The organism is Vibrio neptunius, assembly GCA_019339365.1.
In the GTDB taxonomy this organism is placed as follows: Bacteria; Pseudomonadota; Gammaproteobacteria; order Enterobacterales; family Vibrionaceae; genus Vibrio; species Vibrio neptunius.
Genome location: CP079860.1, coordinates 1,641,661 through 1,655,840, shown reverse-complemented (window position 1 = coordinate 1,655,840; position 14,180 = coordinate 1,641,661). Strand labels below are relative to the sequence as shown.

Here is a 14,180-nt window from a genome sequence, read left to right as displayed (position 1 = left end):
TAAGGAGGCTTTCGAACTTTGGGCCTTCCTTCGTGGGCTGCTGACGCTGCACTAAGTAGTCATGATGGTCATAAACTTTTGCCTAAGAATTAATATGATTTTATTTATTAAAGACAAGATAAAGCTAATACTGTTCTCTCTTCTTTGTGCTTTGGCCGCATGGGGTTTCTGGTATTTTCTTGATATGGCTGGCTTTTATGTGATTGGGGTTATTCTTATTGCTTCTTACTCAATAAGAATATGGAATAAGTTCTATCGTAGCTAAATAGCGGCGCCGATGCCGGCACACAGCCAACCGGAACCTTTGGAATTAGGGGCAGGGGATTCGGGTCCTTGAGGCATTTCCAAGGTGCTTGATGTGTCTTCGGTTAGCACTTCTTCAAGCTCTACCACCTGGTTAAGTTCCTTGAGTGGTTTACACGCCTGAAGGCAGTTTTGCGTATTGGCATTGCTGCGCTGCTCGGTGCATTCACAGGTATGACAGCGGCCTTTGAGATACTTACTGCGCTTACCGCTGCATTGGCTCACTTCCATCGCAGCATCACAACCAGAGTTGTCGATCGCGTACTGCTTTAAAGTCGACGCGAGTTTAAGGGTAGGGATGTTGGCCCAATTGGGGGGATTGGTCTTCGAGTGTTTGACGGATGCGCTTGATGTCGTCCACCAAGCGCGAGAATTGTGTTCTTAGAGACATGGCTCGTTACCTTAACTGACGTTAAAATAAACAAGCAGGGAGTTATGTATTTATCAAGGTGATTATAAAGAAAATGCCATGAGTTGGGGATCCCTCCTAATCACTTAATATGCTCTAAATATCCTTATATAGAGGTTATATCTACACATTAAATAAAGTTACGAACCTGTCTTAAACGCTTTACTATAATATTTATCTCTGCCTAACCTCTGAAATTTGTACTCTTTTATATCCTGCTTCAAGCATGCATTTATCACTAACTTTCAAAGCTTCCAAATCGTTCTGAACTTCTTCTAAGTATTCATCTCCACTCTCACCATTAAATATGGCCTTGGTCATTTTGGCCATTCCTGGTAACGGCTGATCTGCTTGACAGGTCTTCTTAGCATTTTCAAACTCGATACTCTCAGCTGGGTATAAGTCTTTGTCTACCCATACGACATCCTCAGGTAGATTCAAGCACCCAGTCAAAGTCGAAGATACGAGTAACGAGACAATATATTTCAAAACAATCGTTCCTTTTTATTAAATCAATAAGTTAAATGAATATATCATAACACCCAGTTAAGGTGTGAGGCAACGCAAGCCCAATTGGAGGATTAGGCTTCAGGCGTTTAACGGATGCGCTTGATGTCGTCCAGCAAGTGCGAGACATCGATGTAGACCAAGAGACAGCACTTGGGGCTGCGTCCTTCAAACCAATCGTGGTGTGAACTATCAATCTGAACCAATTCACTAAACAGTCACGACGATAACGGGGTTGGTAAACATGAGGCTGACGTTGCGAATGTGGCATCCAGAGACCATCATCCACTGACGCAGTTTTTCGACAGACAGGACCAAGTTGTGTTGTTCCGTCAGCTTCTCACAAGCAAATGTTGGTGAAAAGTAAGCGTATTGAGATCGTATGATGTTCAGAGCTTCAGCACGAAAAGCATCAGTATAACGTCGGTTGCTCGGTCGGCCACGTGAGCCATGAGCTAAAGAAGAAGCCCCATACTGGCTTAATCAATAAACGCCGAACTTGTCGAGGGCTGACGAAGGCGGCGCTCACGAACATCTTGCAGTACTTTAAAACGATTAATGTCTCGGTCACTCATTGGAATTAGCATCGGTTAAGATCCTCAAAGCTCAGTGTGTTCATTAAGCGTAAGAGGACATTTTAATATTGCTCAAACCAAACATTACTAAATTGCGCCTACAACCTTAGTGCGCATTATGTACGTTATGTTAAATTGATAACCATGAAAAGAAAGCACTCTTGCACAAGTGCTTTCTTCGACTCTCTATTGGCTTAGTCATTAAACATAATGCTATTTACCATAAAATACCTAATAAACATTTCGTTTAATCAGAGATTAACTTAACTTTTATTAGTTAAGATTCAGCCACCGGCAAGTTTGACTGTATGGCCTTTCTTTTCAAGATGCGCCTTGATCTTATCTCTGGCATCACCTTGGATTTCAATGTTGCCATCTTTGACGGAACCGCCACATCCACAAACTTTCTTTAACTCAGCGGCTAGCAGTTTAAGTGGTGCGTCATCCAGATCCAGTCCCGAGACAATACACACACCTTTACCTTTGCGTCCTTTCGTTTGACGCTGGATACGAATGATCCCGTCGCCTTTGGGTCGCTGGACTTTTTCTTCTTCAGGTTTGATGCGACCAACTTCTGTCGAATAAACAAGACTCATGAATAACTACTTCTTCTGTTCGGCTTTTTGTTTGGCCAGCAAGTATGCCTCTATATGCTTCTGGATCGCAAGCTTTCCGCCTTTAATCAGCTTTCCATTGAAGAAACAGTACCAAGAGTTAGGATCGCCAGTATCATTTTTTATGGTGTAACCGTGAAAGTTCTCTTGAGATGGATTGTTTTCTGCCTGCTTTTTATTTCCCAGCGAGCCAAACTCCTTGGGATCTATTATTGTGGCAGTATCACAAAACCAATCAATACTCTTTTTTACTGCTGGCATGCTTCCAGATAAAACATGGTTTTTTATCTGTACTTGCCATACATCGGTAGAACTTCCAGCAGTCTTGAGGGTGAAACCTCGATATGTCGCAGCAGCCATAGTCATATTTATTTAGTCATGAGTTAAATTAATAATAATTGTATATCGCCCTTAATCAAGTATATTGGACAAGGATAATATTGTTATAGTGCGCTCAAATGAGAAAAAACATTAGGACAATCACAGATTTAGATACAAAAAATCGATTCATTCAGCAGCTTACTCAAGCCGTAAACGTCGACATTATGAACTCACTCACAGATGGTCAATATGCACATAACTCACTGTTAGCATTAACAAAAGATTGGAATCTCTTTACCAGCTATTGCCACAAGAAATCGGTCACTGCTCTACCCGCTTCAGCGACCGCAGTCCGATTGTTTATAGAAAGAGAGTCTATACAAAGAAAGTATTCAACATTAAGGCGTTACGTTGTGACAATATCTCTTATCCATAGAATATTAGCAATGACGGACCCTACAATCCTCTCCAATGTACAGCAATCATTATCTAAGTTACGAATTGACAAATCTGGTGATGCTCGCTCTGCTGTCCCCTTTGAACGAAAGCATCTTGAGCAACTGACACAGAAACTCGACAACAAATCCTCGATTAGAGTGGTACGTGATATAGCGATTTATCATCTCATGTTCGAGTGTATGCTAAAACGTTCCGAGTTAAAGAAGTTGACCCGAAATGACCTTAAGCTAGATATGGCTGAGTGTACTGTTTTTGTGGGTGATTCTCATTATGTGCTTTCCGATCATGCTTACCAGTATTTAACGAGATGGCTGAGACACCTCCCACGACAAAACACGTATTTGTTCAGCGCGATTGATAAGCACAATAATATTAGTCTTGAGCCATTGAATGATTCGTCTATTTATAGAATTCTAAGGGCTGCAAGTGACAAGCTTAAACTGAATGTGAAATTTTCAGGACAATCATTGAGAGTTGGCGCGGTAAAAGAAATGTCTCGTAAAGGGGTGAAAACTATCGATATACAACATTATGGTCGATGGTTAAGTCCTGCGATGCCCTATCAGTACTTAGGAAGCAAGGTCACCGCAGAAGCAGAGATGATGATATTTAAACGTTTTAAACCCTGGGATTAAAGCGAGCTTTTTACGCAATCAGCCAAGAACTCTGAGAACTTTAAGCCATGATTCTCAACCATTTTCGGAAACATTGAAATAGGTGTCATTCCAGGGAAGGTATTGATCTCATTTAAGTAAACGTCCCCTTCCGGAGTCAGGAAAAAGTCGATACGTGACAAGTGACGAAGTTTCATTTGTTTGAACACTTTTTCAGCCGCTTGCTGTATAACGATAAGTTGGTCCTTGGTTAAATCCGTTGCTTCCACATCTGTTGTTGAATGGCTATCTGCACTGTATTTTTCCTCATACGAGTAAAATGAATCTTCAGGTGCTTTTATTTCACCTGGTGGCGTAACATGCAGTACACCTTGATATTCATATGCTGCGACTTCTAGTTCACGAGGCTTGACCGCTTTTTCAACCAACACTTGATCTGAATAACCAAAGGCATCGTCTATCGCTTGACTAAGTTGCTCTTTTTGCGTCACTTTGTAACAGCCAACAGATGACCCCTGTCTTGCCGCTTTGACAAATACACTTCCCCATTCTTCGAATGCCGCTACGCTCTGATCATACGCTTGTTGGTTGTTTTCAGACAAAAAAGATGTATGGCGTATTAGGTATATTGAGCGCATCATACCAAAGCTTTGACGTAATTTTATTGAAGCTGTTTGTGCTCGCTTCAGAACCGCAGCCCAGATAAGGAATGCCAGATAATTCAAGCATCGACTGGATATCCCCCGTTTCTCCCGGAAAACCGTGAATACAAGGCACCACAAAGTCGAGATTGGTTGCTTCCATTTCTGAGTTGAGTGTTCCGGCATTGGTATCCAAGTACACTAATTGGTCACCGTGATACCAACCTTCGGGTTTCATTTCCACTCGAATAACCTCAAATTCTGGGGTAAGTTCAAGTTGAGACTGAACGAAATCTGCTGATACGAGTGACACTTCATGCTCAGCCGCACCGCCACCACAAAGAAGTAAAATTGTTGTAATCGCCATTAAAGATCTTTCCGTGAAATAACAGAGGGATTGGTAAAGCAATCATAATCAAATCTCGGTTCCGGATTCATTGTTTTAACCGAATTATGACTGTTTGACGGTTTGATTGGTCGTTAAATATGCATTAAAAAAGGGGCTAATGCCCCTTTTGAGTAGAATTAGTTAAGTTTGTTTAATGATGGGAACTCAGAGTTCTTAATCGCATCGATACTTTTAACAAAAGGTTTCATATCCTGCAGCTCACTAGGAAGCTTCGAAATCGCTTTTTTCGCATCAGATCGAGTGGCGTAGTCTCCATAGAGAACAGTATACCACTTAGTGCCATTTACGACTTTATAGTTCTCCCAAACAGGTTCACCGTCACGCGGTAATTTGCGCGCAAATTGGTCAACCTTAGTTTGACTTCCCACAGCAACCACTTGGATTGTGAAGCCATAACGTGGGTTCGACGCTTTCTGTTTAGCGGTGGGTGGAATAATCGCCACTGCTGGCTTGGCATTCGTGTGAGATTGCATCTTAGTCATTTGCTTCTCAGCCATCGGCCTAACCGTCTTAACCGCTTCTTCCGTGACGCCGTTGGTAACGCCTTGCTCCGAAACAATCGGCTTTTCTATTGCCGCTGTTTTGTAATCTTCACGATAACTTTCAGACGCTACGTCGGTGACGTAATCACTAGATACACACGCTGAAAGCACCACTGATAAGCCAACTATTGCGATTTTTTTCATGAATTCTTCAAATGCCTTTTGTAGAAATTACTGTAAATCATGCCGTTAGATAGCGAGAGAATCAAGCCAACATTTTAATTATATATCAATACACTGTGACCCATGACACAAAGTCGAAGTCGTAGCAGGTGATCTGATTAAAACAACACCTAATTATCTCTGAATTCGTTCAATTGCTTGGTTAATATTAGTCTGAACACTGAATATCGGAGTTTAAAAATGAACAGTCTGAGCCACTTATTTAAACCAACGTCAGTCGCTGTTGTTGGCGCTTCGATCAGAACGATGAGAGCCGGTAATATCGTGATGAAAAACCTTCTTCAAGGGGGATTTGAAGGCGCAATTATGCCAGTTACGCCTCGCTATAGTTCGGTGTGCGGTGTGCTCGCTTACAAGACTATCGAATCACTGCCAATTACACCCGATGTCGCTATTTTATGTACCAACGCCAGCAGAAATCTAGACCTATTCAAACAACTAGCGAAGAAAAAGGTCAAAGCCGCCATTGTTCTCTCTGCCGATATGCATCGGGAAACCAGTGAAGGCTTTAGTATCCAAGACGCTTGTCTCGATATTGCACAAAAGTTCAACATACGAATATTGGGACCAAACAGCCTTGGAATCATGTTACCGTGGGTAAACTTCAACGCCTCATTTTCCCCAATCACGGCACAAAAAGGCAAAATTGCTTTTATTTCCCAGTCAGCGGCTATGTGTACCACCATCCTCGATTGGGCGAACGATAAAAATATTGGGTTTTCAGCTTTTATCTCAATTGGAAATGCACATGATATAGATTTTGCAGATTTACTTGATCACTTAAGTAGGGACTCTCACACTGAAGCCATATTGCTTTACGTAGACACAATCAAAGAGGCAAGACGATTTATGTCGGCGGCGAGGGCGGCCTCTCGTAATCGTCGCATTCTCGTTTTGAAAGGTGGAAAAACCTCAGCGGGTAGACGTGCGGCTCAAGCTCATACGGGCGGAGATAACACTCTCGATATTATTTACGATTCCGCCATTCGCCGCACTGGGATGCTACGAGTAAACAACTCGCATGAACTCTTTGCCGCTGTAGAAACACTCACGCATTCGGTCCCACTTCGTGGCGAACGACTTGCCATCATCACCAACGGCGGTGGCCCGGCTATCATGGCGGTGGATACCTTATTGGTTCGTGGCGGTAAACTTGCGGTTCTTCCAGATGACATCACTGATAAAATAAGTCACATCTTGCCTTCTAGTTGGAGCTACAACAACCCCATTGATCTAGTGGGTGATGCAGGGCATCAGCGCTACATCGATACACTTAACATTTTAATGGATAGTGATTGTGCTGATGCCATTCTGATTATGTACAGCCCCTCCGCCATCGCCCACTCTGAACAAACGGCGCTCGCGATCGTCGAAGCAATCAAAGCCCACCCCAGACACAAACACTTCAACATATTGACTAACTGGTCTGGTGAAATGACAGCCAGACCTGCGCGACACATATTTACTCATGCAGGCATACCGACGTATAGAACTCCGGAAAGCGCTGTTGTCGCTTTCATGCATCTAGTAGAATACCGAAGAAACCAAAAGCAATTGATGGAAACACCAACGACAGCTGAACCCGTTCACGTAGCAGAATTGAAGGAAGCCAAGAAATGGATTGATAGCAAATTACTGGATAAAAACACAGTATCACTAGATACCCATCAAATTGGTCATTTTCTTAAATGTTTTGATTTTAATGTCTTACCAACTTGGATCGCCTCAGATGCCAGTGAGGCCGTTCATGTTGCCGAACAGATAGGGTATCCGGTTGCGGTTAAACTTCGTTCTCCAGATATTGCGCACAAGTCAGACGTACAGGGTGTCATGCTTAACTTACGCAATAGTCAGGAAGTCGCCAGTGCTGCGCAGGCAATACTTGATAGAACCAAATTTTCTTATCCTTCTGCACACGTGTACGGCCTCTTGGTTCAAGGCATGGCAAAACTTGCCGGTGGTGAAGAGATCCGCATAAAAGTAAAAACGGATGAAATCTTTGGCCCCGTTATATTGGTCGGCCAAGGAGGCTCAGAATGGGATGAGTCAATCGATGCCGCTGCCGCTCTTCCCCCACTTAATATGACGCTCGCTCGCTATTTGATCGTTAGAGCAATTAAGAGTGGTAAAATACGTCCTCAAAAACTGCCGATGCCGATGGATATTAAAGGGCTATCTGAACTATTAGTAAGGATTTCTCAGATGATTGTGGATTGCCCTCAGGTTTATGAGCTGGATATTCATCCAGTACTCGCGATTGGGGATAGTTTTACGATTCTCGACGCAGATTTAGTGCTTAAGACATATCAAGGAGATGCTCAAAAACGCTTAGCAATTCGCCCTTACCCCGTTGAATATGAGCAAAAAATAAAGTTAAGAGATGGTGATTCTATTTTATTACGCCCTATTCTTCCCGAAGATGAGCCTGGCCATGCAGACTTTATAAATAATGTATCGAAAGAAGATCTATATAAGCGCTTCTTTAGTGATGTCGGAGAGTTTAATCATGAGGCGTTGGCTAACCTGACACAAATTGATTACGACCGTGAAATGGCGTTTGTCGCGGTGGCTAATTATGATTCAAACCCCACTATTATCGGTGTATCGCGCGCCTTGATCAATTCAGAAAATACGGATGCTGAATTCGCTATATTGATTCGCTCTGATTTGAAAGGGAAAGGATTAGGTAAGATTTTGATGGATAAAATCATAGAATATTGTCGCCAGAAAGGAACCAAGCAAATATCTGGGATGACAATGCCCACCAACAGGGGAATGTTAATGCTCGCACAGAAGCTCGGCTTTAAGCTGGATGTCAATTTTGAAGATGGCATCGCCGATATGGTGTTACCACTTGGTTAGACGGGCGGATCGTGTTTGATCCACCCGAACAAACTCGATCACTCTTTTAGTGTCCAGTTTTTCTTGAGGTACTTAATGCACCAAGATTTGGCTTCGCCCATCTGGTTTCTTTTCCAAGCCATAATGATGTCCATCTCAAAAGTTTCACTGTCTGAGATTTTGGCTAGTGTTCCTTTATCAATAAGAGGCTGCGCCACGGATAATGGCATGGTGCCTATACCTAAACCGGATTGCAACGCATCAATTTTTGCAGACAAGTTACTAACTGTTAGTCTAGGTTGTTTTTGCAATATGTTGACACTGATAGCGGGTTGCTCTCTTGCGGTATCCGAAATCGCAATGACGCGATATTTAGCTCTAGCGTCTTCGTTAAATGGTCCATTTCGTTGGTGCACATAGTGGTTGGGGGCAGCAACCCAGATCATTTTCAAGGCCCCGATCGTCTCGGACTTAACGTCTAATGGTAAGGTGTCAGGTTTAGTACAAACTAGCAGATCTGCCCTGCCCTCATCGAGTGATTCCCAACAACCCGCTAGGATCTCTTCTTGCAGTCGAATACGTGTGGAGCTCACATTCCCAAGGGCATCGACCAGAGGGAAAAAAATTCTGAATAGACACAATACCATCATAAGCAAGTGTCATATCGAGTTCCCAACCGTTAGCAAGAACACTGGCATCGTTAACCAGTTTTTCGGTCGCAGACAAGATCACTCTCCCTCTTTCAAGAATAAGCTTCCCTGCTTGTGTAAAACTGGCTTTGTGACCTGAACGGTCAAAGATCATGATATCCAAATCCTGTTCAAGCTTTTGAATCTGATAGCTTAACGATGAGGGCGCACGATCAAGTTCATTCGCCGCTGCCGCGAAGCTTCCTCTGCGATCAATCGCATCTAGGATATGCATCGCTTCTAATGTTATTGGACTTTGCAATATTATTATTCCTATTAATACATTAAATCAATAAAGTGATTTAAATCACGATTTGGGTGGGTAAATGGAACCTTTACAATTGTTAATGGAATGTTCATCTATCTGTATTTTATATATTTTTTAATAATTAGAATGAAAATCGGTAAAAAACATACAAACAACAGTAATGCAAACGATAGTAATTATCATTTAGATGCTATAGAGTTCTTGCCGTTCAAGCATAAGCCTAATTATGGATTTAAAGGTAATTACAACAATGTATAAAAAATCATTATTGTCAGCTTCTATTATACTCGCTCTACTACCAAGTGCGCATGCAGAAGAGTATGCATTATTTGATGAAGTCGTGGTATCGGCCACTCGTACAGAGCAAAATAAAAATGATGTATCTTCTTCCGTTGCGACAATTTCGGAAGACCAAATTGACAACTTGCTGGCCAAAGATGTTAAAGATGCACTTAAGTATGAACCTGGTGTTCAGGCTCAAGGGACTGGGCGATTTGGTATCTCCGGCTTTAACATCCGAGGTATGGAAGAGAGTCGAGTAAAGGTCATGGTTGACGATGTTCAGCAGCCCGTCCCTTATAACTCCGGTGGCGGTACTCAAGCTAAACACCAAAATACATTTGAAGTCGATACGCTTAAAGCTATCGAAGTCAATAAAGGAGCTTCATCGTCGCTTTATGGTTCTGACGCATTAGGCGGTACCGTATTACTTAGAACGAAGAACCCAAATGATATTCTTACAACAGATGGCAATGAACATCGTTTTGGTTTCAAGACGGGTTATACGTCAGCAGATGAAACATTCAAAACAACGGGTACTTGGGCCATGCGCAAAGATCAGTTGGAAACCCTTTTAATGCTTACCTATGCTGATGGCAAAGAAACTCAAAAGCATGGTGATGGTTCAGAAGTCGAAGGTGATGACCGAGGCGCAGCAAACCCTGCTGACAAAGAGATTCAGAACCTACTTGCTAAAGTATATTATCAATTAAACGAAGAACATCGCGTAGGTCTGACTCTTGAACACCATGATTTCACTTACAGAGAAACCGATCTAGAAAAGTTATCTTCTACTCCTCCATTCAACTACAGTAATGCATTTAACGACGACAATAATACACGTACACGTGTAACGTTTGAGCATAAGTGGTTGATGAATCATGCTATTGCTGATGAACTTGACTGGTCGATCTCTTATCAAGATTCTCAGTCAGTTAATGACAATGGGGATACAACTGACAGATATAACCGACGCGTACGTAAACGTGACACACAAGATACGTCTATCCAGTTCAACAGCCAATTTGACAAAGTATTGTCTAGTGAGTCAGCAATTCACCAGCTAACTTACGGCCTAAGTTATATCCATAACGATTTTGAACTAACTAACACCGACTTTTTCTTGGATTCCGGCACCTCATCTCCAAGTACTAGAGGTACGAGTCCAAACGCCAAATTGACTCAATGGGGAGCATTTCTGCAAGATCACGCCTTTTTCCTTGATGAAAAGTTAGTGATCACTGGCGGTGTTCGATTCGATTCATTTGAATCTGATCCAGAACAAACCGACAGCTATACCAATACTGTTTCTAAGAACAGTGACTCAGCGATGACAGGGAATCTCGGTGCCGTTTATCACCTTACTGACAAATTCTCAACTTTTGCAAAAATAAGTACTGGGTTTAAGGCACCGACTGTTTATGACCTTTATTATCTTTATGATCAAGGCGCAATTGTAGAGCCAAACCCAGATCTTAAAGCGGAAAGCAGTATTTCTTATGAGGTAGGTTTCAGAGGCAATAACGAATTTGCTCAGTTTGAACTTGCTACATTCTTCAACGAGTATGATAACTTTATTGAAACCATACAAACTGGTACCAGCGGTAGTAAAACGGTATATACCAACCAAAACTTAGACAAAGTTGAAATATACGGAGCTGAACTTTCTAGTACATTATTGTTGGATAAATCATTCGATTTACCTCAAGGTACCTACAGCAAGTTTTCGGTTGCGTATGCAGAAGGTGAAGACAAAAAGACTGGCAATGCTATTGATAGTGTAGCGCCATTGTCAGCGGTATTTGGTGTGGGGTATGATCATCCTGAACGCCACTACGGTGGTTTACTGAATGTCACTATGGTTGACGCCAAAACTGAATGGTCTTCAGAAGACAACGTAGATGCCAATGGTTATACTGTGGTTGATCTAACTGGTTACTACCGCCCTATTAAGGACCTTACATTGCGTGCAGGCTTATTCAATGCACTGGATAAGAAATATCATCTGTATGATGACCTGACAGGAAAAACTTCAGTTTCAAACATGGATTACTACAGTCAACCAGGTCGTAACTGGGGTGTGAGTGTAGATTACCAGTTCTAACAGAACGCAATACACAGCCTATCATTCAAAGCCAGTTTTATACTGGCTTTTTTACATTCAAATCACGGATAAACCAAGGTAAAAACAAAAAGCCCCCAAATTTGGGAGCTTTTATCGTTCATTCAAAAAAGATAACCAAAATGTTATGAATGAAACGGTAATTATTTTGAGCTTGTCATCTCTTTCTTGACCATTACAGCTGACGTGACGATGAAAGCGATGATGAGACCTAGCTCCATTGATAACCCCTATTGTTTGCAAAGTTGATAGATTGGACTGATTTTTAAACAGCGACATTCTAACACTTTTAAAATTCAATGATAGCTCTTAACGATATTTTTACGATTTTTAGCGATTAAGATCAAAATCAGTGCGCCTCACCTCATTTTCAACAGAATTCTCAATCAATAGTACTGTTATTTTTGTTAAAAGATTATGTTAACTGTGCTCTACTTCATAGTGACTTTTCCGCCAATAATCTTGTAGGCGGGAGCACCTCGAATCAATGCTTCTCTCGCAAACTCTCGGCCACATTCAGGACAATGACACGCCATTTTTGTGTAATCTTCGACAATACGCTCTTTAAAACACTTAACCAGTGCCCCTTTGCCACCCTTTCGGTATTTGAAGAGCTGAGATTTACACTTAGAACAATAAATATCGACGGTTTTACTGGGTTGTTTCTTATTCGGTTTTGCCATGTACCATCTCTAAATCTTCGCTTAGCTTCTCCGGTTTCAGCCAAACCTGACTAAAATCAAACCAACCAAGCGCATTACATTTAGCGTTTTGCAGCGAGCCACATTGGTCTTTACTGATCCCCAACCAACAATGAAACATAGGAATGATCTGCATTTTCTCTACCAGAGATTTTCCTAAGTCTTTTGCTGGGAAAAGGCTATTTTCTTCTGCTTGCCAAACCTCAACAAGGCTAGACCAATATTTAAAGTCTTCAGGCTTACTCAACTGCTCAATATCGCTATAGTTAAGTAGCCAACCTGCTAAGCCATCTTCGCGATTGTTAGCAATGCCCATCGGTTTGACCCACACATCCACATCATCAATATCCGGTAGAGTGATGTCATACTTAATGAGTTCAACTTCTAAGTTATCTTGCTTCAATAGCGACTCAATACACTTTACCAATGTTGGGAACATTGGGTGTTGTCCGTGGTATGCAATGGTTACTTTTCGGTAGGCAGGCGGCGACGTATAGTGCCCTTGCCTAGTATGGTGATACCAGCCTGGCTTCAGCCCATGGGCAGGTAACACACCTAATTCCACTATCTTTTCCTGAGGAAGCTCCTGATATAAATTCAGGGATCCAAGACGGTGACTAAAGTAATTCGCCCATTCATCAGATTTCGCTAATCCGCTACGACGATTGAGCAACAAATAGGTACAGCCTGGGTCAAGTTCAACGTCATCACTATAGGTATCAGTTTCAGGCTTGATGGGATTGGTCATACTCGGAAATACCATTGATGAATGAATATCGTCAATGACCCAGACTTCTACGCGGTCAATTAAAGGTCTGAAACCGAAATAGCCATCAAAAGCTTGCAAAACAAGCCTTTTGTCATCATTTTGAATCACTTTGTATGGCCCTGTTCCAACAGGGTTTATGTCGTAATCTTCTGCTCTAGAATTCTCTGGCAATAGGACTTTAGCATCAGATTCGGACAATAAAAGCGGTAAGTGGTAGTTATTTTTTCTAAGCGTAACGTCGACAACGCAACGGCCTGGGCTAACCACGTCCTCTATGTGCGAATACAGGTTTTTGTTCTTTAGTGCAAGTAATGAGTTAACGACCATATCCGTTGTAAGCAGGTCGCCGTTGTGAAAACGGACATTTGGTCTGAGATAGAACCGCCAATGCTTAGGAGAGAGCATTTCCCATGTGTGGGCAAGATCAGGACAGAGCTTCTCACTGTCATCAAGGCGAGTCAGCCCACTAAAGATTTGACGAGCAATATGCTGCTCTGAACGACGAACTGGCTTTTCAGGATTGAGCATGGATAGAGGGCGGTAGTATGGCAATCGTAAGACTTGTTGCCCTTCTAGCTGCTGCACGCCCAGATAACTTTCAACTACTTGCGCAAGTTTCGCAGAATCTTGGTCTAGAACTTTAAGCGCTTGGCCAATTTTCCCTTCTTCAAGATATCGCCTAGCGAGGTTTTCGCTGACATCAGTACGGCTGCGTTTGAAGTTCAGTTGAGAAAGCTTACCTCGCCCCGGAGAAGGATGCCATTCGATCCATCCCTCTTCTTCCATTTTATTGAGTACGATGCGTGCGTTACGTCGAGTACAAAACAGAATATCGGTAATCTCTTCAAGTTGAACACCACAATCTTTGCCATTGTAGTGTTCAAATAAGGTTTCAAATTGAACACGAAGTCTGGGGCTACTCATAAAGAGGAAA

At 42.2% G+C, this 14,180-nt stretch carries 11 protein-coding genes and 2 pseudogenes; 4 read left to right on the top strand and 9 right to left on the bottom strand.

Translation table 11 applies throughout. The features are described 5' to 3' along the window. Nucleotides 1-94: 94 nt before the first annotated feature. Nucleotides 95-265, top strand: a complete 171-nt coding sequence (locus KW548_24240) for a hypothetical protein (protein QXX08684.1) — start codon at nucleotides 95-97, stop codon at nucleotides 263-265. Here KW548_24240 and KW548_24235 read toward each other — a convergent pair. From KW548_24235 to KW548_24220, 4 genes are all read right to left on the bottom strand, one after another. Then, nucleotides 262-534 (bottom strand): hypothetical protein, encoded by a 273-nt coding sequence (locus tag KW548_24235; protein QXX08683.1) that lies wholly within the window; start codon nucleotides 532-534, stop codon nucleotides 262-264. The two genes, KW548_24240 and KW548_24235, sit on opposite strands and share 4 nt — an antisense overlap. Before the next feature lie 352 nt (nucleotides 535-886). Then, nucleotides 887-1,201: a hypothetical protein gene (locus tag KW548_24230; GenBank protein QXX08682.1), complete on the bottom strand. Its 315-nt coding sequence runs from the start codon at nucleotides 1,199-1,201 to the stop codon at nucleotides 887-889. An 877-nt stretch (nucleotides 1,202-2,078) separates the two neighbouring features. Then, nucleotides 2,079-2,390: a stress response translation initiation inhibitor YciH gene (gene yciH / locus KW548_24225; GenBank protein ID QXX08681.1), complete on the bottom strand. Its 312-nt coding sequence runs from the start codon at nucleotides 2,388-2,390 to the stop codon at nucleotides 2,079-2,081. Between the two features lie 6 nt (nucleotides 2,391-2,396). Continuing rightward, a complete protein-coding gene (locus KW548_24220; GenBank protein ID QXX08680.1) occupies nucleotides 2,397-2,768 on the bottom strand; it encodes a DUF3319 domain-containing protein in 372 nt (123 codons plus the stop codon). A 98-nt stretch (nucleotides 2,769-2,866) separates the two neighbouring features. Between KW548_24220 and KW548_24215 the strand changes: the two genes are divergently transcribed. Continuing rightward, entirely contained in the window at nucleotides 2,867-3,823 is a 957-nt protein-coding gene (locus KW548_24215; protein ID QXX08679.1) for a tyrosine-type recombinase/integrase, read from the top strand. On the opposite strand, the pseudogene KW548_24210 reads toward KW548_24215, so the two are convergent. After that, a pseudogene (locus KW548_24210) lies at nucleotides 3,820-4,810 on the bottom strand (D-alanine--D-alanine ligase). The gene KW548_24215 and the pseudogene KW548_24210 overlap by 4 nt on opposite strands. A 158-nt stretch (nucleotides 4,811-4,968) precedes the next feature. Further along, entirely contained in the window at nucleotides 4,969-5,538 is a 570-nt protein-coding gene (locus KW548_24205) for an SPOR domain-containing protein (GenBank protein QXX08678.1), read from the bottom strand. Nucleotides 5,539-5,757: 219 nt separating this feature from the next. Between KW548_24205 and KW548_24200 the strand changes: the two genes are divergently transcribed. Continuing rightward, complete coding sequence (locus KW548_24200; GenBank protein QXX08677.1) at nucleotides 5,758-8,439, top strand: bifunctional acetate--CoA ligase family protein/GNAT family N-acetyltransferase; 2,682 nt, start codon at nucleotides 5,758-5,760, stop codon at nucleotides 8,437-8,439. A 38-nt stretch (nucleotides 8,440-8,477) separates the two neighbouring features. Here the strand turns inward: KW548_24200 and KW548_24195 are convergent. Next, nucleotides 8,478-9,369, bottom strand: a pseudogene (locus KW548_24195) (LysR family transcriptional regulator). A 256-nt stretch (nucleotides 9,370-9,625) separates the two neighbouring features. Here KW548_24195 and KW548_24190 point away from each other — a divergent pair. Then, nucleotides 9,626-11,758, top strand: a complete 2,133-nt coding sequence (locus KW548_24190) for a TonB-dependent hemoglobin/transferrin/lactoferrin family receptor (GenBank protein ID QXX08676.1) — start codon at nucleotides 9,626-9,628, stop codon at nucleotides 11,756-11,758. A gap of 449 nt (nucleotides 11,759-12,207) precedes the next feature. On the opposite strand, the gene KW548_24185 is transcribed toward KW548_24190, so the two are convergent. Together KW548_24185 and KW548_24180 are read right to left on the bottom strand one after the other, a co-directional pair. Continuing rightward, nucleotides 12,208-12,459: a hypothetical protein gene (locus KW548_24185; protein ID QXX08675.1), complete on the bottom strand. Its 252-nt coding sequence runs from the start codon at nucleotides 12,457-12,459 to the stop codon at nucleotides 12,208-12,210. Continuing rightward, nucleotides 12,443-14,170, bottom strand: a complete 1,728-nt coding sequence (locus tag KW548_24180; GenBank protein QXX08674.1) for an SgrR family transcriptional regulator — start codon at nucleotides 14,168-14,170, stop codon at nucleotides 12,443-12,445. Before KW548_24180 ends, KW548_24185 begins: the two co-directional genes overlap by 17 nt. Nucleotides 14,171-14,180 lie beyond the last annotated feature (10 nt).